This is a genomic window from Lysobacter soli (assembly GCF_003382285.1).
GTDB lineage: Bacteria > Pseudomonadota > Gammaproteobacteria > Xanthomonadales > Xanthomonadaceae > Lysobacter_J > Lysobacter_J soli.
In genome coordinates, this window is the sequence record NZ_QTJR01000018.1 from 1 (window position 1) to 20,883 (window position 20,883).

The window sequence follows — 20,883 nt, forward strand, 5'->3', positions numbered from 1 at the left end:
GAAGTGACGCGCGTGGCGCGCGAAGTGGGTACCGAAGGACGCCTGGGCGGCCAGGCCGTCGTGCCGGGCGTCGCCGGTACGTGGAAGGACCTGACCGACTCGGTCAACGCGATGGCGTCCAACCTCACCTCGCAGGTGCGAAACATCGCCGAGGTGACCACCGCGGTGGCGAAGGGCGACCTCTCGCGCAAGATCGCCGTGGACGTGAAGGGCGAAATCCTGCAGCTGAAGGAAACCATCAACACGATGGTGGACCAGCTCAACGGTTTCGCCGCGGAAGTGACGCGCGTGGCGCGCGAGGTCGGTACCGAGGGCAAGCTCGGCGGCCAGGCGCAGGTGCCGGGCGTCGCCGGCACATGGAAGGACCTCACCGACAACGTCAACTCGATGGCGTCCAACCTCACCGCGCAGGTGCGAAACATCGCCGAAGTCACCACCGCGGTGGCGAAGGGCGACCTGTCGCGCAAGATCGCCGTGGACGTGAAGGGCGAAATCCTGCAGCTGAAGGAAACCATCAACACGATGGTGGACCAGCTCAACGGCTTCGCCGCGGAAGTGACGCGCGTGGCGCGCGAAGTGGGTACCGAAGGCAAGCTCGGCGGCCAGGCGCAGGTGCCCGGCGTGACCGGCGCCTGGAAGGACCTCACCGACAACGTCAACTCGATGGCGTCCAACCTCACCACGCAGGTGCGAAACATCGCCGAAGTGGCGACGTCGGTGGCGAAGGGCGACCTGTCGCGAAAGATCGCGGTGGGCGCGGAAGGCGAAATCCTCCAGCTGAAGGAAACCATCAACACGATGGTGGACCAGCTCAACGGTTTCGCCGCGGAAGTGACGCGCGTGGCGCGCGAAGTCGGCACGGAGGGCAAGCTCGGCGGCCAGGCGCGCGTGCCCGGCGTGGCCGGTACGTGGAAGGACCTCACCGACAACGTCAACTCGATGGCGTCCAACCTCACCACGCAGGTGCGCGGCATCGCGGCGGTGGTGACGGCGGTGGCCAACGGCGACCTGCACCGCAAGCTCACCGTGGAAGCCAAGGGCGAAGTCGCCGAACTGGCCGACACCATCAACAACATGACCAACACGCTCGCGATCTTCGCCGACCAGGTGACGACCGTGGCGCGCGAGGTGGGCGTGGAAGGACGCCTGGGCGGCCAGGCGAAGGTGCCGGGTACGGCCGGCATCTGGAAGGACCTCACCGCCAACGTGAACCAGCTCGCGGCGAACCTGACCAACCAGGTGCGCGCGATCGCCGAAGTGGCCACCGCGGTGACGCAGGGCGACCTCACGCGTTCGATCCAGGTGGACGTGCGCGGCGAAGTGTCCGACCTGAAGGACAACATCAACGCGATGATCGCCAACCTGCGCGCGACGACCGAGTCGAACCGCGAGCAGGACTGGCTGAAGACCAACCTCGCCAAGTTCTCCTCGATGATGCAGGGCCAGCGCGACCTGCTCACGCTCGGCCAGATGCTGCTGTCGGAACTGGCGCCGCTGGTGGATGCGCAGCAGGCCGTCATGTACATCGTCGAGGAAGGCGACGACGGCGAGGCGCCGCGCCTGCGCCAGCTGGCCGGCTACGCCGACAGTGCGCCCTCGGCGAGCCGCACGCTCGACTTCGGCGAAGGCCTGGTGGGCCAGTGCGCCGCCGAAGCGCGCCTGATCCTGCTGGAGAACATCGGCCGCACCGGCAAGGCCAACGCCGGCGTGCGCATCCAGTCGGGCCTGATCGAAGCCGCGCCGAGCAGCGTGATCGTGCTGCCGGTGCTGTTCGAGGACCAGGTCAAGGCGGTGATCGAACTGGCGACGCTGCACGAGTTCACGCCGTCGCAGCGCGCGTTCCTCGAACAGCTGTCGGGCAGCATCGGCATCGTGCTCAACACGATCGAGGCGACGATGCGCACCGAGCGCCTGCTGTCGCAGTCGCAGCAGCTGGCCGGCGAGTTGCAGACGCAGCAGGACGAACTGCAGCAGACCAACGAGGAAATCGCGCTGAAGGCCTCGCTGCTTGCAGCGCAGAAGGCCGAGGTGGAGCAGAAGAACCTGCAGATCGAACACGCACGACGCGCGCTCGAGGAAAAGGCGGCCGAGCTGGCGCAGACCTCGCGCTACAAGTCCGAGTTCCTCGCCAACATGTCGCACGAGCTGCGCACGCCGCTCAACAGCATCCTGATCCTCAGCCAGCAGCTGGCGGAGAATCCGGAAGACAACCTGAGCGAGCGCCAGGTCGAATTCGGCCGCACGATCCACGCTGCCGGCACCGACCTGCTGCACCTGATCAGCGACATCCTGGACCTGTCGAAGATCGAGTCCGGCACGGTCACCATCGACATCGAGACGATCAGCTTCGCGCACCTGCGCGAGAACCTCGAACGCGGTTTCCGCCACGAGGCCGAACGCCGCAAGCTCGATTTCGCCGTCGATTTCTCGCGCGATCTCGGCCCGACCCTGCGCTCGGATCCCAAGCGCCTGCAGCAGATCCTCAAGAACCTGCTGTCGAACGCGTTCAAGTTCACCGACCAGGGCAGCGTGCGGCTCGCCGCGCGTCCGGCCACGCGTGGCTGGAGCGACGACCATCCGGTGCTCGCGCGTGCGCCGGTCGTGGTCGCCATCGAAGTCACCGACACCGGCATCGGCATCTCGCCCGACAAGCAGCGCATCGTGTTCGAGGCGTTCCAGCAGGCCGACGCGGGCACCTCGCGCAAGTACGGCGGCACGGGCCTGGGCCTTGCGATCAGCCGCGAAATCGCCGGGCTGCTCGGCGGCGAGTTGAAGCTGCACAGCGTGGAAGGCGAAGGCAGCACGTTCACGCTGTACCTGCCGCTGAACTACCAGGGCAGCAACCAGGACCGCAACCTGCCCGAGCCGGGCACCAGCGCGAACCGCGTGCGCGTGGAAGTGCCGATGCCCGCCGAGCACGTCAGCGGCGCCGATACCGGCATAGCGGAGAAGATCGAGGACGACCGCCACGCGCTCGTCTCCGACGTACCGACGCTGCTCATCGTCGAGGACGACGCGCACTACGCATCGGTGCTGCGCGACCTCGCGCGTTCGCGCGGCTTCCAGGTGCTGCACGCCAACCGCGGCGACGAAGCGTTGCGCCTTGTGCGCGAGTACAAGCCGACGGCGATCACGCTCGACATCTTCCTGCCCGACATGCTCGGCTGGACGGTGCTCGCGCGCCTGAAGCAGGACGCCTCCACGCGCCACATCCCGGTGCAGATCGTCACCGTGGAGGAAAGCCGCCATCACAGCATCGAGCGCGGCGCCTTCTCGTACCTGGCCAAGCCGTCCACGTCGGAAACGATCGGCGACGCGCTGGAACGCATCAAGGAGTACGCCGCCCCGCGCGTGAAGCGCCTGCTGGTGGTGGAAGACGACGCCAACGAGCAGATGAGCATCGTCGAACTGTTGCGCCACGACGACATCGCCATCGACACGGTCGGCTCCGGCGCCGAGGCGCTCACCGCGCTGCGCGAAGGCAAGTTCGACTGCGCCGTGCTCGACCTGCGCCTGCCGGACATGACCGGCTTCGATCTGATCGAGCGCATCCACGCCGACGAGTCGCTGAAGAACGTGCCCATCGTGGTGTTCACCGGCAAGGAACTCAGTGCCGAGGAGAGCGAACGTTTGCGGCGCGTCGCGCGCAGCGTGGTGCTCAAGGGCGTGGAATCGCCCGAGCGCCTGCTCGATGAGACCGCGCTGTTCCTGCACCGCGTCATCGGCAACCTGCCGCCGGCCAAGCAGCGCATGGTGCGCAGCCTGCACGAGTCCGACGACGGCCTGCGCGGCAAGAACGTGCTGGTGGTGGACGACGACGTGCGCAACATCTTCGCGCTGTCGAGCGTGCTCGAACGCCACGGCATGCACGTGCACACCGCCGGCAACGGGCGCGACGCCGTCACCAAGGTCAGCGAGATGCCCGAGCTCGACCTGGTGCTGATGGACATCATGATGCCCGGCATGGACGGCTACGACACGATGCGCGAGATCCGCGCGCTGGGCGACCGCCGCACGCTTCCGATCGTCGCGCTCACCGCGAAGGCGATGAAGGGCGATCGAGAGAAGTGCCTGGAGGCTGGAGCCTCCGACTACCTGGCCAAGCCGGTCGTCACCGACCAGCTGCTCGGAGTCCTGCGCCAATGGCTGCAACGCTGAACGAAACCGGCGCGGTGACCACGACCGCGCCGGTCAAGATCCTGCTGGTCGACGACCAGCCCGGGCGTCTTTTGACGTATCGCACCATCCTGGAGCCGCTGGGCGAGGAACTGGTCGATGCGCGCTCGGGCATGGAAGCGCTCAAGCTTCTGATGGAGGACGAGTACGCCGTCATCCTGCTCGACGTGAACATGCCGGTGATGGACGGCTTCGAAACCGCGACGCTGATCCACCAGCATCCGCGCTTCGAGAACACGCCGATCATCTTCGTCACCGCGGTGAACCTCTCCGACCTGGACCGCCTGCGCGGCTACAAGCTCGGTGCGGTCGATTACGTGATGGTGCCGGTGATCCCGGAGATCATGCGCACCAAGGTGTCCGTGCTCGCCGAGCTGTATCGCAAGCGTCGCGAACTGCAGGTGCTCAACGAGAGCCTGGCGACGGCGCATCGCGAACTGCAGGCGGAGAAGGCGCAGGAACTCGAACGCCTCAACGCCTCGCTGCGCGCGGCGAACGCCGAACTCGAACTGCGCAACCGCGAACTGCTGGCCGAGAACAAGGAGCGCACGCGCGCCGAACGTCGCCTGCGCGAAGCCGACCAGCGCAAGGACGAATTCCTCGCCACGCTCGCGCACGAGCTGCGCAACCCGCTCGCGCCGCTGCAGAACGCACTGGCCGTGCGCCGCCTGCGCGCGCCCGACGACCACGATCCGCTGCTGTCGATGATGGAACGCCAGCTGTCGCTGCTGGTGCGCATGATCGAGGACCTGCTCGACATCGCGCGCATCACGCGCGGCAAGCTCACGCTGCGCCGCGCCTCCACGATCCTGCAGGACGTCATCGCCGCCGCCGTCGATACCGCGCGGCCGCTGATCGAGGAAGGCGGCCACACGCTGGAGCTGCAGCTGCCCGAATCGCCCGTGCCGCTCGACGCCGATCACGCGCGCCTGGCGCAGGTGTTTGCGAACCTGCTCAACAACGCGGCGAAGTATTCCGACGCGAAGGGCCGCATCGAACTGGGCGCAGCGCTGGAAGGCGAGGAAGTGCAGGTGTGGATCCGCGACTCCGGCATCGGCCTCACCGCCGAACAGATGGACACGGTGTTCGAGATGTTCCACCAGGTCGACACCACCGTGGAGCGCTCGCGCGGCGGGCTCGGCATCGGCCTGACGCTGGTGCAGCGACTCACCGAAATGCACGGTGGCCGCGTCGAGGTGCATAGCGAAGGCCCGAATCGCGGTTCGACCTTCCGCGTGCGCCTGCCGCGCTCGGCGACGACCGAAGCATCTCCGCCGACGCCCGCGCCGGCTCGCGATGCATCCAGCGCGCAGCGCCGCGTGCTGATCGTCGACGACAACCACGACGCCGCCGACACGCTGGCGATGATGGTGCGTCTGCTGGGTCACGAGACGCGCGCCGTGTACGACCCGCAGACGGTCGAGGGCGAGGTGTCGGCGTTCGGCCCGGAAATCGTGTTCCTCGACGTCGGCATGCCCGGCCGCAGCGGCTACGACGTCGCGCGCGCCCTGCGCGACATGCATGGCAGCGCGCTGGTGATCGTCGCCGTCACCGGTTGGGGCCAGCCCGAAGACCGCCAGCGCACGCTGCAGGCGGGCTTCGACCATCACCTGGTGAAGCCGCCGGACATCCAGGCCATCACCGACATCTGCAGCAAGGGATTGCGCCCGCTCGCGGAGGGCACGCCGCAATGACCGTCGATTCCCGTTCCGGCCATCACACCGGCTCCAGCCCCGCCTGGATGAGCAAGTGGGCGCACGACCTGCGCGGCCCGCTCGCGCCGATCCAGTCGGCGCTGTTCCTGCTGCGCCACAGCGGCAGCGATGCAAACGAACGCGACGAGCTGTTCGAACTCATCGAGCGCCAGATCCGCCGCCTCACCGGCATGATCGACGAGATCGGCGACTGGGTCCGCGCCGACCAGGGCCGGCTGCTCACGCGCAGCGGGCCGATCGACCTGGGGCTGATCGTCGAAGCCAGCCGCGGTCTTGGCAGCGAAGCGGTCGAGGTGCGTTACGAAGGCGACGCGGAGACCGCGTGCCTGGAAGGCGATGCATCGCGCCTGGCGAACCTGCTGTCGACCTTCTTCTGGCTGGTTTCCACGCCGCGCGACAACGGCCACGGCAACGGCGCGCGCGCGGTGGTGGACATCGCGGTGCAGGACGGCCGCGTGCGCCTCACCGGTCCGCTGAGTCCGGCGATCCGCGCAGGCAGCGACGTCGAAACCTTGTTCACCCAGCCGCAGGTCGGCGCCGCGGGCGACGGCCTGGGTTTGCGGATGCTGATCGCCAGCGCCATCGCAAAAGGCCATGGCGGCGAACTCGGCACGCGCTCCAGCGGCGATGACGCGGTCGAGGTGGTGTTGCAGTTGCCGGTCAGCGCGGGCTGATCCCGCGCGTAGGCTTTTGTCATCCGGGTAAGCGACGCGCACCCGGGGCTTCTGCGGCGACGCTACGACCGCTGGTTTCGAGCTGTCGTCCCCGCGAAGGCGGGGACACATGCATCAGATTTCTCACGTCTTACGAAGGGCGTGACGCATCGGAACGTTGCATCCCCGCCTTCGCGGGGATGACAGCAGACTCCCAGGACCTGCCTGTATCCGCGAAGGAGCGACACGCGCTACCGCGGCGCCAACCGCTCCGAATTCCCGTACGCCGCCGGCTTCAACGCGCCGTCGCGGATCCAGTCCACGAGCATCGCGTAATAGCCGTCCGCGTAGCGCAGCGCCGTGCGCTCGCCATCGGCGCCGGTCTCGAATTCGATGATGCCGTGGTCGGTGCCGGGGAATTCGACGACTTCCACGTTCGGATTCGTCTTCGCCACCGACAGCAGGCGACGACGCGTTTCCTCCGGCGGCGCTTCCTTGTCGGCGCCGGCGATGATCCACAGCAACGGCACCTTCACCGCGCGCAGCGGCGGCATCGGGTCGTGGCGCCACGTCGTGCCTTCGTCATGGAACGGCCCAACCAGCCGCAACATCGTCGGCGAATGCTTGACGATGTCGCCGGTGAACTCGCCCTGCATGGCGTTCCACCACGGCTCCTTGCCGTACTTCGCCTTGAGCGCTTCCAGGCGGTCGTAGCCATCCTTGAAGCCCGACGCCATCACCTCGCCGGTCGCGTCGGTCACTTCGCGCGCCTTCACCAGCGCGTCGCCCTTGAAGCCGGCGCGGATCAGGTCCAGCTGCACCTGATCGCGATCTTCGGCGAGCGGGCTGTCGGCCAAGCCGAAGCTCACCGCGACGAAATCCGGATCGCTGCGCTGCGCGGCGAGCGGTTCGATCCAGCCGGCCTGGCTGCCGCCGCTGTAACCGACGCGGCCCGCGCGCTTGCCCGCCAGGCGGCGCGCTTCCTTCAGCGCGGCCGCGGCGTCGTCGGCGAGCAAATGGAAGTCCTGGCTGTAACGCCCAGTGCTGTCGCCCGTGCCGCGCTTGTCGTACACGAACACGCCGATGCCGTTGGCCGGGAAGATGCGCTGGAATGCATTGAACGTGCGCGCCGAATAGCCTTCCGAGCCATGCACCATCACCGCGATCGGCACGGGGCCGTCGCCCGGCGGCATCACGAGGCGCCCGGCGAGCGTTTCGCCGTTGCCTTCGAAGCGCGTCTCCACCGCTTCGAACTGCAGCTTCGTGCCGCGATGGCCTTCGAAGGTCATCGCCGGCTTCTCGCAGGTGCCCAGCGATACCGGCGTGGTGTCGGCGTGGTCGCTCCAGCCGACGGTTCCGCTCCACTTGCCGGCCTCGTCCTGCACGAGCTTGCCCGTGCGTCCGTCCATCGCGCGCCAGCGCAGGCCGGGTTCGGACATCGGCGCGATATCGAGGAGACGACCGTCATCGAGGCGATACAGGCCGACATGGCACGCCATGCGCGGATCGATGGGCTTGTCGCGCTCCGGCCGCGTCCACCAGAACACCGCCGCGGCTCCCACCGCGATCAGCACCAGCACCGTCACCAACACCTTGCGCATGAGCGTCCTCCTTCGGCCGGGCCGACTTTACGGCATCGGGCGATGCCACATGCCTTCGGATGCGCGTGGGGGCGTTGGGGTTTGGATGGCTCGACCGGACGTCGCAACGGGCCGCGAGCGTGGGTGCTAATGTCCGCGTTCGACCCGAAGCGGACGATCGACATGTTGTTCGTCAGTTCCTACCCAAAGATGGCAACGGCGATGCTCCTCGGGCTGCTCATCTGGTGCTTCGGACCTGGCTCACTCGCGGTGGCGCGGACATTGGGTGGGCCTGCGACGAAGGCAAACACGCCGCATGACGGGCTTTTGGCGAGGGAACAGGCGCTGGCTCGGGCTCGTGAGGTTGCTGTGACAGACGGCCGAGATCTTGAGCGTTATGAGTTGGACACCTTCGGTGACGAGTTGACCGAAGATCGCAGTGAATGGGTGTTTGTCTTTCGATGCAAACCCGCGCCTGCGCCGCCCGGATGCCACTTTATGGTCGTAGTGGATCGGCGGACGGGGGAGTCGCAGCTCTTCCCGGGCGAGTAGCAAACGTCAGCTTCTGGCCGATCGCAGACATTTACTCGACAACTATCCTGCCCCGACCTTCTTGCAATACAGGAGCCGCGCCATGTCCATGATGGGTCTGTTGTTCATCGCCGCCTCGGCCACCGGCGCCGCGCCGCAAGCCGCCATCGATCCCGCCACGCGCGCGGCGCTCGAAGCGACCTGTTTCGATTACGTCGACGGCCAGCTCGAAGGCGATGCCGAACGCGTCGCGCGCTCGCTGCATCCGGATCTCGCGAAGCGGCGCGTGCTCGGCGATACGCCCGACGAGCGTCTAGGCCTGCGCCGCATGAGCAAGGAAGAGCTGGTGGAACTGACGAAGCAGGGCGCGCTGAAGACGCCGAAGGATCAATGGAACCGCTCGTGCACTGTGCTCGACGTCGCCGGCAATGCCTCGGCGGTGCGTGCGGAAACGCCGTGGTTCGTCGACTTCTTCCACATGGGGAAGTTCGGCGACCGCTGGGTGATCGTCAACGCGCTCTGGTATTCGAAACCGCGGTGACGACGACGCGCGCGGGCCTTACCCGCGCGCCGGCCCGAGCTTGAACGACGCCGGCTTGCCTGCCTTGCAATTCGGCGCGATCCACACGTCGAACGTGCCGGGCTCCGCGCGGCGCACGCCGTCCGCACCGGAGAACGCCAGCGCTTCGAGATCGAGCGTGAAGCGCACCGTCGTGCGTTCGCCCGGTTCGAGCCGCACCTTCGCGAAACCGCGCAGCTCGCGCACCGGACGCACGCGGCTGGCGACGCGATCGTGGATGTACAGCTGCGCGACTTCCTCCGCCGCGCGCGTGCCGGTGTTCGTCAACGTCGCGCGCACCTCGAGCGTGTCGCCCCATGCGAGTTCGCTCGTCGACAGTTCGACATCGCCGTATTCGAAACGGCTGTAGGTCAGGCCGTGACCGAAGGGATACAGCGGCTCGTTCGGGATCTCGCGCCAGCGCGCCTTGAATTCCGACATCTCCGGCGTTTCGGGCCGGCCGGTGCGCGTGTGGTTGTAGAAGTACGGCTGCTGGCCCGACGCGAGCGGAAAGCTCACCGGCAAACGCGCCGACGGACTGTAATGCCCGAACACCACGTCGGCGACCGCGTGTCCCGACTGTGTGCCGAGGAACCACGTGACGAGCACCGCGTCGGCGTCGCGCACCGCGCCTTCCAGCGCCAGCGCGCGGCCGTTGCGCAGCAGCACGACGACGGGCTTGCCGACGGCGGCGACCGCGTCGGCCAACGCCTGCTGCGCGGGCGGAATCGTGATCTGCACGCGCGATTGCGCTTCGCCGCTGTAGTTCTGCGGTTCGCCCAGCGCGAGCACGACGACGTCGGCGCGCGCAGCGGCTTCGACGGCCGCTTCGATGCCACCGTCGAGCGGCGCTTCCGGCGCGCAGCCGGCGACGACGTCGAGCAACGCCGCGTCGTCCATCGCGGCGCGGAAGCCGTCTTCCCAGCTGACGTAACGCGACTTGTCGCCGAACAGCGTCCAGCAGCCTTCGATGTTGTCGCGATCGCTCGCGAACGGGCCGATCAGCGCGATGCGCCGGCCGGCGCTGCGCAGCGGCAGCACGTCGCCATCGTTCTTCGCCAGCACGATGGAACGGCGCGCGGCCTCGCGGGCGAGTGCATCGTGCGCGTCGAGCCAGCTGCGGTCGGCTTCACGCGCGAGGTCGAGTGAACGGTACGGATCGTCGAGCAGGCCGATGGTTTCCTTCAGCGTCAGCATGCGGCGGACCGCCTCGTCGACGCGCTCGATCGGCACCTCGCCGCTCTCGACCAGCGCGGGAAGGTGGTTCGCGAAGAAGCCGCTCTGCATGCTCAGGTCGAGCCCGGCGAGGATCGCGCGGCGCGTGGCATCGCGCTCGTCCTCGGCGTAGCCATGCGCGATCAGCTCCATGTCGGAGGTGTAGTCCGACACGACGACGCCACGAAATTTCCATTCACCGCGCAGCAGGTCCGTCAGCAGCCACGCATTAGCCGAAGCGGGCACGCCGTTGATGTCGTTGAACGAGGACATGATCGCAAGCGCGCCGGCATCGATGGCCGCCTTGAACGGCGGCAGGTGAACGTCGCGCAGCGTTTGCGGCGAGATGTCCACCGTCGCGTATTCCATGCCCGCGGCCACCGCGCCGTACGCGGCGAAATGCTTGGGCGTGGCGAGCAGCGCGTCGGGCGAACGCAGGTCGTCGCCCTGGAAGCCGCGCACGCGCGCGGCGGCGAACGCGCACGAGAGGAAGGTGTCTTCGCCCGCGCTCTCCGCGCCGCGGCCCCAGCGCTGGTCGCGCGCGATGTCGACCGATGGCGCATAGGTCCAGTGCACGCCGCTGGCCGTGGCTTCGACCGCGGTCGCGCGCGCGGTGTGCTGCGCGAGGTCGGGCTCGAAGCTGGCCGCTTCGCCGAGCGGAATCGGGAACACGGTCTTCATGCCGTGGATGACGTCCGCGGCGAGGATCACCGGGATGCCCAGGCGGCTTTCCTCGACAGCGACTTTCTGCAGACGTCGGCCCGCTTCCACGCCGTAGCCGTTGAACAGCGAACCGACCGCGCCGGCCCGGATCTCGTCCAGCACCTGGTCGGCGTTGCGGGCGTTGGTCTCCGGGTTCACGTCGGGATTGAAGGGCCGGACCATGTCGGCGAACACGCCCAGCTGGCCGACCTTTTCCTCCAGGGTCATGGCGGCCAACAGGGCTTCGACGCGGGCAGATGACATGCAGCGGGTCCGTGAAAACGTTTACAGGAGTCTAGGGCAGCCGGTGGCTGAAGTCATTTTGTCGCAAGGCAGGACAGCCGTGGTCAGAACACCAAAGTCCGTCCCTCTCGGGCGTCCATAGTTTGTGGCTCAGCCTGATGAGCGGAACGAACTTTGGCTCAGGAAGTGAGTGAAAGTATGGCCCGACTCGCTAGATCAATGAGTTAGGCGCTACACGACCTGGCAACGGACAGCGAGGTCACACCATAGTTTGGGCGACAGATCACCACCGCGGTGGTCTTCAGAGGCTTGGCCTTGGAGCCCTCGGCGGCGCCTCATCGCAGGAATCTCGGCTAGCGCGCCGCCGCGAATCTCTCTGTTAAGGTCTGTCAATCTCGTCAATTTGCGACTCTGAGTGATCAACCGGATTAGAGCTTTACGGGAGGCCCGGGGCCTGTCCCTCGAAGCGCTGGCAGTGCTCGTCGGGACAACAAACCAGCAGATCAGCCACCTGGAGACAGGCAAGCGACGTCTGACCGTCGATTGGCTGAGCCGGCTTGGGGAGGCGCTTTGCTGCCACCCCTGGACTCTCGTCAGTGATGACCACTTCTCAGATGGCGCGGAGAAGCCTGTCCCTCCCGACGAGAGGCTGCTCCTAGAGTCGTACCGGAAACTCAACCAGGAACAGCAGAGAGCGGTCCTAACCCTTCTGGCGGTGCACAAGACTGGCTCCGACGCTCAAACGAAATAGTTGACTTAATCCAACACATCGTGTGAATCTCAACGCCCCCCACCCGCGGAATCCGTGGAAATGGGCGCATGGCGTACTCGATCAAAGCCCAGGCCGGACGGCGCACTCGCTGTCGCCCAATACGTGCGCATGTCGACCGATCATCAGCGGTACTCGACAGAGAACCAACGCGACGCCATCCAGCAATACGCCCTGCAGCACGGGATGGCCATCGTTCGGACTTACGCCGATGAAGGCAAAAGCGGGCTCAACCTTGAGCACCGCGAGGGACTGAAGCAACTCATTCGGGACGTTGAGTCAGGCGAGACCGACTTCGAAGCCGTCCTCGTTTACGACATCAGTCGGTGGGGGCGCTTCCAGGACGCTGATGAAAGCGCCTACTACGAATACGTCTGCCGGAGGGCCGGGATACGTGTTCACTACTGCGCGGAGCCCTTCGAGAACGACGGCAGCCCAATGACCGTCGTCATCAAGAGCGTGAAACGGGTAATGGCGGCCGAATACAGCCGCGAGCTATCCACTAAAGTCTTCATGGGTCAGTGCCGACTGATCGAACTCGGTTTCCGGCAAGGTGGTCCGCGCTGCATCCGCAAGTAGCGTTCTGGCTACTTCCAAGCGCTTCAATACCCTCTCATCCATTGGGCACCTGTGTGATTCTTCCGGACCGGCTAGCCAATGTCCGCTTTGGGTCGAAAGCGGACATTAGCAGCTCGACTACCGGCCGTCTCTTCCGAACGTCCGCTATCGGCCAGAAGCGGACATTCAACGGTAAGATCACCGCCCTCCAATCATGTTTGTCTAGCCAGACGATAAGGGCCTCGATCGACCCCTCTGCGCGGTCAAACGTAACGCTATAACCTGTAGCTTCCTCTGAGTTACGGAGCCCGCCAGGAAATCTGGCGGGCCTCTCGGGAGGCGACGCGGACGCAGCGCGGCGCTTCGTGCGGACGCTAAAGCTGGTCAGCATGGATTGCGGAGTCGCTTTCCCTATCCGACTGGGCAGGCTGCAACGTTCTACGGCTTCAGATTGCCGGGGCGACGCGCACTGCTTGGCGCTGTGTTCCCTGAGTCCTTTAACCGCACATACAAATGCGCGATCGGGGTCCCGTCTGTCGATGGCACGGTTTTGACTTCGGCGCGCGCGGCCCATCCCGGGGGATGGCCGCTAACCACTTAGCCGCATGGGGTATCCGTCGGGTCATGTGCGGACTTCGTGCCGCGAGTTCGCATCGGGCTGTCGCACTACGCCGTCAGTTCATGCAGTGCACGAAACAGGTGCGCAAGGTCGTAGGGCTTTCGCAGGTACGGCGCTTCCGAGAACTCCGGTGGCATCAGGTTCGGATCGCGGGCACTGGTGAACATGAATCTGAGTCCGATCTTTCCAAGATGGTGTGCCAGGTCAAAGGACAGCTCGTCGCCAAGCTCTACGTCAAGCAATGCGACGTCGAACGCGATATCGTCCCCGAGTGCTCTGAAGGCCTCGGCGACCGTCAGCACATGGACGGTGTCGTGGCCTTCGGAATCCAGAGCCATCACGACGGTTGCGGCCATCATCGGGCTGTCTTCGAGCAAGAGTATGCGCACAGTATCCCCACGCGGCGTCGCAGCCGACGCCTCGTCTGCCTAGTGGAAAGCGAGTGTTCTACGCGCCAGGGGCGACAGACGCGCGAGCATGTCGGCCACGCCATCCAGCGTGTAGGGCTTGGAAAGGAAAAGGGCGTCACTCGGCGCCGACTGTGGGTCAACGCCAGACGCGAAGCAAACAAGGTGGCCGGCAAGGCGCAGCTCTTCACCGACCTCCAGCGTGGAGACGCCACCGACGTTCAAATCCAGGATGAAGGCGTCGTACGCGCTGCGTGCGATCAACTCAGCGGTGGATTCTATCGAGCAGGCAACATCGGCTTCGTGACCCAGAGAGGTCAGCGCCTCGCTGACCTGCTCCGCCGTGGCAGCACAGTCTTCGACCAGAAGGATTCGCATGCCGGGCCTCATCTCGCAGCGGAGCTGCACGGAGGCTCGGGTGACAGGACCAGGGTGAGTCCGATGCATCAAGGAAGGTACACGCTCGGCCACGCAAAGAGGTGATGGGTCGTTCATGACGTTGAACGCCGCGGCCTGTGCGTCGGCGATTCGACAAGCAACACGGGTAGCGCGCGTCTTGTGCGACTGGCTTTGCTCCCTCGTTCCACGGGAGCGTCGACTTCGGACGCGGTCCGCAGTGGGAGTGCTATGTATGCCGCTTGAAGCGGTTCGGCGTGTCCGAAGGAACGTTGTGCCGGAATGCCGGCCGGCCTACTGTCCGGCGAATACAGTGGGCTCATCGCCCAGCGAATGCCGGGGAAGGTCGATGGTGAATACGCAGCCAGTGCCGGGAACGTTACGCACACTCAGCAGCCCGGCGTTGGCCTCGATGCTCCTGCGGGAGATGGACAGCCCCAGGCCCAGGCCGCTTCTGTCTTGGGCCTGCTGAGTGAACGGCAGGAACATCTTCTCCGCGTCACCCGATGAAAGGCCGCCACAACGGTCCTCCACATCAATGAGGATGCGATCCGCCACCGCGTACGCGTTGACGGTGATCTCGGTGTGCGGGTGCGAGAACTTGAAGGCGTTCTGGAGCAGATTCCCGGCGGCCGCCAGGAGCAGGTCACGATCCACGTCGACGGCCAGCGATGGGTCCACGTTGGAAACCTTCAGTGTGAACCCACGTATGTCCGCTTCCAGCGACGCGGAGAGCCTGAGCTCGGCGAGGAACTCGTGGACGGAAAACAACCGGCTCTGGAGTGGAAGACCGGCGGTCATCCGAACCTCGGCGAGAGAACGGTCGATCAGGTTGCCCAGGTTTACCAGCGAACGCTCGAGGATGCCGCCGGTGGCACCGGTGACACCCACGCTTCCATTCCGGATGGCGGAAAGTGCCAGCGTCGCCGTCGCCAGCTGATTGCGCAGCTCGTGGGCAAGGAATCCCAGCCGTGCGTTCAGATCATGCACGTGCTGGTCCGCGACCACGATGTCGCGCTGATATCCGAACTCGGTGACGGCATTGGCTATCGCGTTGTCGAGACAGCGGTTGAGGATCCGGAACTCTTCCACTTCGATCTGCGCATCGAGCTCGAACGCGAGATCAGTGATCGCCTGGCAGAGGTCGCCGTAGTCGTGGACCACTTCTTCGACAGTAAACCCGTGCTGCATCAGTTCCTTGCCATGCCGGGCCGCCGTATCGCCTATCTCGGACAGCGCCGGCTTGCCGCCACCGGCACGCCCTGAGACGCGTCGGCTCTGCAGCGGATCGGCGGTCTGCTCGAGTTCAAGTGTCTTGATTACCTGTTCGAGGAACACGGAAATGCCGTGTTCCAGCTCAGCGCCCGGAACGCCATAGGCGGATCTGGCCTGGACCTTCACCCTGCATCGGGCGGCCAGTTCGTCCCGGTTCGCGATGAGAAAGCGATGCATCATCACAACACCCTACGCCCAATGCCCGACCACGCCATGCGCGCGGTCTGCGCTCATCGGCCGCACACCTGTGTCCCTGACGATGTCCGCTATCGGTTTTCCATGCCCCGAAGACGCTCGTCTTGAGGTCGATAGCACCATTGCGCTATCGCTCCTGATAGACCGAGTAAGGGGTCGAGTAGAGTCGCCAAAGCCTCAATGCGCCGCCTGCGGCAACGGCGAACCCAATCACGAACAGACCAACCGGCAGCCAGGCGAGAACCTCGATGATCGGTCGCAGGAAGCTACCCGCCCTCTGGTCTATCGCTGCGAGCACGCCCGAAACCATGAGCGCCACGAGGGCGACAGCCGCGCCCCTCCATACACGAACACTCGCCTTTCGCTCCGTCTTCCGATGCCACCGGTTGAAGTCCACTGGGTCACCTCTGTGAATGCTCGCAGTAGGCCTGACGAAGATAAACGAGCGCGTGACGAGACGAGACGGTAACGCACGTCTTCCCGACGCGCTTGCGGGCGCCCAGTGACTACTTCTGCTCACCGTTTTCGGCGTCATCGCCATCGTGCTCTTCATCCAGCTGCCCGCTGACGCCAGTGCGCCGGTCTTCGTTGTGTCCGGCTACCGGTCCTGCTGGCTCTTCCGGACGCTGCGATTGTTGCTGGTTGCCTAGACCTATGCGCTGCTTATCGCCTTCATTGACGCTACCCATCTCGCTCTTCCAAGTGTGTCGGCGAAGCGCCGAGCATCAACACTGCGCGCCTGGCCGTCAGCATGCAGTGACGCGCCGGTGCACAGCCAACTCAGCGGAAAAGATGCGTCGCGGTGGTTTCGGCAGAGCCTGCTGTCTGTGTCGCTTGCTACGTTCGATCAACTCACCGGTACGCGAGATGAACCGAGTTCGGCTTTCGCGATCGCACGTGAGATGGGGCCATCCAAGGCCGGCGTTGCTAACCTCTCGTCACAAGGTGACGCGGATTGCGCAGTCAATCCTAGCTTCTCCGCCACCAGCTCTATGGCACTGTCGGTCATCGTGATCAGAGTTGGCGACGAATCAACGTCCGATGCCAGCTCGAGCGGGAAAGCTCCGGCCGAAGCTTGCAGGCGAACCTCGAAGGGGCTTGCAGGTGTCGGATAAACCAAACTCCGTGATCATCAGGGCTCAGGTGACGAACACCACTTGCGAAACTGTCCGACCCGGCTACCTGGAACAAAGGACATGGGTGATGACGTCAATGTCGCGCATGCGCATTTTCGCAAGGCGTCACCCTGGGCGCTCCCAGAAGAGTAACAGCGTTTACCCACCTCATAGAGTTGCCTCCGTTTCGCTCCGGTCGCTTCGACCCGAGATGAAGCGGACCAGAGACGCGACCGGACATGCGCCGAATAATGCGGTCATACACTACGGCTTGCCCCCCAGCGACTTAACTATAAGCCCCTGCTCGTAGACAGCCTGCGCAAGCTCGGTCATTCGAACGGCGAACTCGTGGCCATTAACGAAGATGATCGTGAACTTGCCGCCGCCGTCAGCCGTTGGCTCTACGGCAGACATGTGGACGATGTGGCGGGGATTTATCCAGTTGTCGCCTAGCTTGATCAATGGGGTCATTCCTTGCGGGACAAAGTCTGCACTCACTCGCGCTGTCTACTGTGACGAGCAGCAACTCAAACCCGCGCCAATAAGTAAGTGCAAAGCTCCACCGTCCACCCCATTGTCGCCGTCTTCAATGCCTTGAGCGATGGCGTATCTGAGCAATTGCGAAGTCCTCGTAGCTTCGATCGGCATCCAGTGCTTGCAGTCGTGCCGATACCTGCTCGAACTCCTCCCGTGTGAGATCGCGAACGATCACCTGAAGCTCCGGCGGACTCATCCTGCCTTCCGCCCTGGACGTCCTGAATCGCGGCAGCAGCCTATCCTTGGAGAGTAGAGCGAATCGCTTCTCGTCAGTAACGTAGATGCGTCCGCACTCCCGCAGCATCTGCGCAGTCACATCGCCTGGAGTCGCGCGGAAAGACATCGGAGTATCAGCTCTCGACTGCGAGCGCCACTACAGCGGCGATGCCTGCCCCGACCGTGCACCAGTACGCCAAGAGCAAGATCGCGCGATAGCGAGAGCAGTAGCGGGCGCCAGCTTCGTCTATGCTGCCCATAAACTCTCGCGTCAGCAGATAGAGCATCGTGCTGCGCGCGCTCAGGACGGTGCGATCGTGCCAGCGAGCGGGCTGAGCCGCGTGCATCCACTGTTCAGGATGCCGCGACTTCAAGCCCCTCAGAAACGTGATCCATACGACGGTCTCAATTGCGATAGCGATCGCAAACAGAACGCAGGCGCTGGCAGTTACCGGCTTCATGGAAATTCTCGTGGCAGCTCCATCGCACGCCAGTGGGGGCGAAGCAACGTCGGCGAACTATTCAGCTTCGCCGATGGTCCGTTCGACTAGAACCGTGAGGCTTGGCCGTTCCTATGGCCCAGAGCGCTTCATGCGCGTGCCCTGAAGTAGTTCGGTCAGGACAGTTGCTGATGTCTGCAGTGTGCTCTGACTCTCGTGACCATGTCGTTACGAGCACCGCCCAAAGCCGAGCAGGTCACCGCGAGATTCCGCAAACTACGAACCCAGTCCACGTTCGGCACGCTTCTGCGACCTACCGAAATACCTGCACCACCGCACGGAGGAGCAGGCGTTTGCTACATGGCCACGGGGGCATGGAGTGGTACGGTCGCCCTGCGGGGTTTCAGGGCTCTGACTGTCTGTAGTGGCGAGCTGGCGCGCGATGCTGCAGCCGCCCCCCCTGACCACGTGGACCTCCAGCTCCCTGGCGGCAGCGCGTGAGACGATCATTGGCTAGCGTCCTGACGTCTTCGGAAATGTCTGAAGTGGCAAGCGCGCCATTGATCGCATTCATCAGCAATGCGTAACGATCGGCTTCCGTAAGGGTCGTGTGCCCCGATCTGCAGCGCGTGAACTGTGGTAGAAAAATCCTCGGTGTCACAGCATTCTTCCGTATGAGGCTTCGCCCAGGCCGCATGCGCCGAGATCCAGTGGAACCAGCAGCGGCCATGCTGCATTCCCGTCAGTGGAGTGTACGAGTCTCGTTCTGGCCGCTCTTGAATCGCGGCTCACCTCTGAAAGATGAGGGTACAGAAGAACGGCGAGGGAAGCCCTCGCCGTTCCGTTGACACCCGCTGGCGGTTACTGCTTAGTCGGAATGTTGACCTTATCGATCCCATGGAGCAGACCATTGCTCGACCCGATGTCGGCAGAGGTAATCAGCGCTCCATCAATGCTGAGCTGGTCGTCCTTCAGGATGATCGGGGCCGACTGGCCGTTGACGGTTCTGGCAGCGTCCCACTTGCCAACGTCGGCCGCGGTCTTGCGGCCGCTGACAACATGATAGTTCAGCAGCGAGACGAGTTCTTCCTTGTTCTCGGGCTTGAACAGACTTTCCAGCTTGCCAGCCGGAAGCTTTTCAAATGCCGCATCCGTCGGTGCGAACACCGTGAAAGGGCCCGTGCCGCGCAGCGTTTCGGTCATGCCCGCGGCATCAAGTGCCTTGCCAAAAGTCCTGAAGGACCCATTGGCGGCGGCGGTGTCGACGAGATTCTTGCCGTTGGGAATGTTGGTTACGGTGTTCATACAGGATTGCCTCTTATATGGTCCGCTGTTTTGCGGAATCCAGGGCGGCCGAAGCCAGACCCCGCTCGAAGCGGGGCGAGTGAGGCTCAGTGCGGAGGAGGAGTGGAATTGCAGCGCGGCTGAGTGGCCGTTGCGACGTTGCATCGCAATGCACAAGGATCGTGCGCCGTTGAGCGTGAGTTGGGCGTGAGCTAGCCTCGTCGCGGACCGGTGCTCGTTGGCCACGCGCCGCGGCTTGTACTCAGCAGCAGGAAGGGATCACCGCGCATGCTGGTGGCGTACCCAGCATGAATGTCATGCCTGGACGCGTCATTCACTCAACAGAATGAGCGCATAGTGTCGCAGGTTGCGAGCATGTATCGCTCCGTCTCAGTTGTGTTAGCCCCCAAGGCTGTGACCTCAAATCAGAACAGCCAATCGCGGGGCTGAGGACACTAATCATGAGAACGCTCATCGAAATGCTCGCATCACAGGTCACGCAGGCGATTGGGTCGTTGAGGGTGGATCGGCCACCGCAGCTACCAGACCCCGTGCGCGACGGGTGGCCAGTGCTAGCATTCACGCATCCACATTCGAGCCGAATGACTGCAAACCTTCGATCCTCATCATTGCGTCGCAAATCCTTCCGAAAGTTCCTCCATATTGATCGACCCACGCCGTAACACGGCGCCCGGCCATTGATAGCATCACGCTGACCGAAGAGACCGCGGACCGCTTCTTTAAGTCACGAGTTAGTAACAACAGTTGGCGCACTCTCCAATGGCACTACGGCGCAACGTCGTACTGGCTATCCGGCCGCACAGCACGCCCCGCTCCTACCTTCCCTGAGCTCAAGCGCCCCATGTCGGTCGGGTTTGCTATTCGTTGGCGCTGCGGGCCATTTGCATCACACACCCATCGCCGCCGAGTTGCGGGTTCGTTTTCCGACGATGCCGCGGCGACGGCTGAACGGAGATCATCATGAACGGCGCAACCGCCCCGTTGTTCACAGACGTACTCAAGTCGATACCGAGGTTCTTCGGCATCCGACTCGACGCGAGGCCAGCCTACCGAATGGAGGACCTCGTCGGCCCCGTGGAGATCAGGCGCTACGCCCCAGCCTTGTTTGTGCATACCTCTGCGGACGGAAGCCATGACGCGGCGGTGCGTGTCGCACGCGAGAAGCTAGAGGATTACATCTACGGTGACAACGAAGCCTTAGAGAAGATGGAGATGACCTATCCGACGTACCAGGGCGACGACGAGTCCACGATGTTCCCCAGTGCCTTACGCATGCGCGAGAGGCACGGCTGGAGAGTTGCATTTTTCCTCTCCAACAACTTGGCCGCTGGGGAGGCGCCGCTACCGGACGATCCAACGGTAAGAGTCCATGAATCGCCGGAAACATTGGTTGCCGTACTCGGATACCGCGGTGCCGACACGGAGGAGAGCCGCACCGCTGCTAAGAGTGACCTAATGCAAGCACTGTCAGGGTCACGGTGGTCGGCAGACGATCAGGTGTACTGGGCAACTTACGACCAGGCGTTTGCCATTCCCTATCTCAAGAAGAATGAAGTTCATGTCCGTGTAGCGAACTCGAAGACGGAGATTGTCGTCTCGGCCAAGGTCGACGAGGCATGCAACAGCGACAGTGAAGCCGCAAACCAAGCCTAACCGCAGTACGCTCCGGAGAACTGA

General features: G+C 64.4%; 17 protein-coding genes. 8 read left to right on the forward strand and 9 right to left on the reverse strand.

The genetic code is table 11. From position 1 onward, the window contains the following. From DX912_RS17165 to DX912_RS17175, 3 genes are all read left to right on the forward strand, one after another. Positions 1-4,158 (forward strand): response regulator (locus tag DX912_RS17165; protein WP_115844657.1); only part of this gene is annotated, 4,158 nt, incomplete at its 5' end. Further along, a complete protein-coding gene (locus DX912_RS17170; protein ID WP_115844659.1) occupies positions 4,143-5,870 on the forward strand; it encodes a response regulator in 1,728 nt (575 codons plus the stop codon). The genes DX912_RS17165 and DX912_RS17170, both read left to right, overlap by 16 nt. Further along, entirely contained in the window at positions 5,867-6,565 is a 699-nt protein-coding gene (locus DX912_RS17175; protein ID WP_115844661.1) for a sensor histidine kinase, read from the forward strand. Before DX912_RS17170 ends, DX912_RS17175 begins: the two co-directional genes overlap by 4 nt. Before the next feature lie 230 nt (positions 6,566-6,795). Here DX912_RS17175 and DX912_RS17180 read toward each other — a convergent pair whose 3' ends face one another. Next, the gene (locus DX912_RS17180; RefSeq protein ID WP_115844663.1) at positions 6,796-8,145 is read right to left on the reverse strand and encodes an alpha/beta hydrolase family protein; all 1,350 of its coding nucleotides are present in this window, start codon (positions 8,143-8,145) and stop codon (positions 6,796-6,798) included. Positions 8,146-8,274: 129 nt separating this feature from the next. Here DX912_RS17180 and DX912_RS17185 point away from each other — a divergent pair, with 129 nt between their 5' ends. Further along, positions 8,275-8,676 (forward strand): hypothetical protein, encoded by a 402-nt coding sequence (locus tag DX912_RS17185; RefSeq protein WP_115844667.1) that lies wholly within the window; start codon positions 8,275-8,277, stop codon positions 8,674-8,676. Between the two features lie 82 nt (positions 8,677-8,758). Continuing rightward, positions 8,759-9,196, forward strand: a complete 438-nt coding sequence (locus DX912_RS17190; RefSeq protein WP_115844670.1) for a nuclear transport factor 2 family protein — start codon at positions 8,759-8,761, stop codon at positions 9,194-9,196. A gap of 18 nt (positions 9,197-9,214) precedes the next feature. On the opposite strand, the gene DX912_RS17195 is transcribed toward DX912_RS17190, so the two are convergent. Further along, positions 9,215-11,395, reverse strand: coding sequence for a glycoside hydrolase family 3 N-terminal domain-containing protein (locus tag DX912_RS17195; RefSeq protein ID WP_115844673.1), 2,181 nt, complete (start codon positions 11,393-11,395; stop codon positions 9,215-9,217). Between the two features lie 394 nt (positions 11,396-11,789). On the opposite strand from DX912_RS17195, the gene DX912_RS18810 reads away from it, so the two are divergent. Together DX912_RS18810 and DX912_RS17205 are read left to right on the forward strand one after the other, a co-directional pair. Beyond that, positions 11,790-12,125, forward strand: a complete 336-nt coding sequence (locus tag DX912_RS18810) for a helix-turn-helix domain-containing protein (RefSeq protein ID WP_115844675.1) — start codon at positions 11,790-11,792, stop codon at positions 12,123-12,125. Positions 12,126-12,185: 60 nt separating this feature from the next. After that, the gene (locus DX912_RS17205; protein WP_115844677.1) at positions 12,186-12,722 is read left to right on the forward strand and encodes a recombinase family protein; all 537 of its coding nucleotides are present in this window, start codon (positions 12,186-12,188) and stop codon (positions 12,720-12,722) included. Between the two features lie 645 nt (positions 12,723-13,367). Here the strand turns inward: DX912_RS17205 and DX912_RS17210 are convergent. The 7 genes from DX912_RS17210 to DX912_RS17245 all read right to left on the reverse strand — a co-directional run bounded on the left by DX912_RS17210 (position 13,368) and on the right by DX912_RS17245 (position 19,206). Then, positions 13,368-13,679 carry a response regulator gene (locus DX912_RS17210; protein ID WP_115844679.1) on the reverse strand — a complete coding sequence of 104 codons (312 nt, stop codon included), beginning with the start codon at positions 13,677-13,679 and terminating at the stop codon, positions 13,368-13,370. A gap of 69 nt (positions 13,680-13,748) precedes the next feature. After that, the gene (locus DX912_RS17215; RefSeq protein WP_181902884.1) at positions 13,749-14,105 is read right to left on the reverse strand and encodes a response regulator transcription factor; all 357 of its coding nucleotides are present in this window, start codon (positions 14,103-14,105) and stop codon (positions 13,749-13,751) included. A 312-nt stretch (positions 14,106-14,417) separates the two neighbouring features. Further along, positions 14,418-15,578, reverse strand: coding sequence for a sensor histidine kinase (locus tag DX912_RS17220; protein ID WP_181902885.1), 1,161 nt, complete (start codon positions 15,576-15,578; stop codon positions 14,418-14,420). Positions 15,579-16,099: 521 nt separating this feature from the next. Next, positions 16,100-16,282 (reverse strand): hypothetical protein, encoded by a 183-nt coding sequence (locus DX912_RS18235; RefSeq protein ID WP_147298670.1) that lies wholly within the window; start codon positions 16,280-16,282, stop codon positions 16,100-16,102. Between the two features lie 690 nt (positions 16,283-16,972). Next, positions 16,973-17,179: a hypothetical protein gene (locus tag DX912_RS18470; RefSeq protein WP_115844685.1), complete on the reverse strand. Its 207-nt coding sequence runs from the start codon at positions 17,177-17,179 to the stop codon at positions 16,973-16,975. A gap of 416 nt (positions 17,180-17,595) precedes the next feature. Continuing rightward, positions 17,596-17,922 carry a hypothetical protein gene (locus DX912_RS17240; RefSeq protein WP_115844689.1) on the reverse strand — a complete coding sequence of 109 codons (327 nt, stop codon included), beginning with the start codon at positions 17,920-17,922 and terminating at the stop codon, positions 17,596-17,598. 840 nt (positions 17,923-18,762) lie between these two features. Continuing rightward, positions 18,763-19,206 carry a fasciclin domain-containing protein gene (locus DX912_RS17245; protein WP_115844691.1) on the reverse strand — a complete coding sequence of 148 codons (444 nt, stop codon included), beginning with the start codon at positions 19,204-19,206 and terminating at the stop codon, positions 18,763-18,765. A gap of 960 nt (positions 19,207-20,166) precedes the next feature. Between DX912_RS17245 and DX912_RS17250 the strand changes: the two genes are divergently transcribed. After that, positions 20,167-20,859 carry an SOUL family heme-binding protein gene (locus DX912_RS17250; RefSeq protein WP_115844693.1) on the forward strand — a complete coding sequence of 231 codons (693 nt, stop codon included), beginning with the start codon at positions 20,167-20,169 and terminating at the stop codon, positions 20,857-20,859. Positions 20,860-20,883: the final 24 nt, after the last annotated feature.